1 protein-coding gene is annotated in these 790 nt (G+C 72.5%); it reads right to left on the bottom strand.

Annotated features, from left to right (window positions below):
• A partial coding sequence (locus LPA54_RS33605; RefSeq protein WP_228984496.1) for a VWA domain-containing protein occupies positions 1-632 on the bottom strand: 632 nt, incomplete at its 3' end.
• Between the last annotated feature and the right edge of the window lie 158 nt (positions 633-790).

Raw genomic sequence — 790 nt, 5'->3', positions numbered from 1 at the left:
GAGGTGTACGTGCCGCCGGTCGCCTCGGCGATACAGCTGAGCTGCCGGCTCAGCTTGGCGTTCGGCACCAGGCCCAGTGTGTCGATGGTCAGGCCGATGCCCTTGGCCGCGATCTCGCGGGCCACCTCGCACGGGTCGAGCGGGGCGCAGGTGTCCTCACCGTCGCTGATCAGCACGATCCGCTTGGAGCCGTCGCCGCCGTCGAGGTCGCCGGCCGCCTGGAGCAGCGCCGGTCCGATGGGGGTCCAGCCGGTCGGGGCGAGGGTCGCCACCGCCGTCTTCGCCTCGGTGCGGTCCAGCGGGCCGACCGGGTAGAGCTGCGCGGTGTCCTTGCAGCCCTCCTTGCGGTCGTCGCCGGCGTAGTCCGCGCCGAGGGTGCGGATGCCGAGCTGCACCTCCTCCGGCGTCGCGTCCAGCACCTCGTTGAACGCCTGCTTCGCCGCCGCCATCCGGGACTGGCCGTCGATGTCCCTGGCGCGCATCGAGCCGCTCACGTCGAGGACGAGGTCGACCTTGGGCGCGTCCTGGCCCGTGGGTTCACCGGCGGCCGCCCCGGCCGGGAAGGCGATCCCGGCCGTCAGGGCGGCGAGCAGGGCTATGGCGCCTGCCACCGGCCGTGTTCTTCTGATCATCGGCGGATCCTATTGATCAGAGGCACCCCACTCCAAAACGGTCCGTCACCCGGACCCGGAGCGCAGGGGATTGGGCAGGTCCGCCCACTGATCGCCCGCCGTGCCCGGCGACAGCCGCATCAGCGTCAGCGCCTTCGCCGGCAGCGGTCCGCCGAGCA

The sequence above is a fragment of the Streptomyces sp. DH12 genome (assembly GCF_020873895.1).
Lineage (GTDB): Bacteria > Actinomycetota > Actinomycetes > Streptomycetales > Streptomycetaceae > Streptomyces.
Note: the sequence above shows the minus strand (reverse complement) of the source record. Positions and strands in the feature narration are given on the sequence as shown.